Below are 237 nucleotides of genomic sequence, written 5' to 3' on the forward strand. Positions count from 1 at the left end.
GTCGAGAACGACGAGACGCTGCCGTTGCTCGGGAGCGTCGCGGTGAGTCACGCCAAGGCGGGCGCGGACATGGTGGCGCCGTCGGGGATGATGGACGGGATGGTCGGCACGATCCGCGGAGCGCTCGACGATTCCGGGCACGCGGACGTCCCCATCCTCTCGTACGCGGCGAAGTACGAGTCGGCGTACTACGGGCCGTTCCGGGACGCCGCGGACGGTGCGCCCGCGTTCGGTGAC

The 237-nt window shown here is 70.9% G+C and carries 1 pseudogene; it reads left to right on the forward strand.

The annotated features are described in order from the left end of the window. Window positions 1–237: pseudogene (locus SM753_RS21140) on the forward strand (porphobilinogen synthase); the annotation flags it as partial.

Origin of the sequence: Halostella sp. PRR32 (genome assembly GCF_034808085.1) — an archaeon.
GTDB classification, from domain to species: domain Archaea; phylum Halobacteriota; class Halobacteria; order Halobacteriales; family Natronoarchaeaceae; genus Halostella; species Halostella pelagica.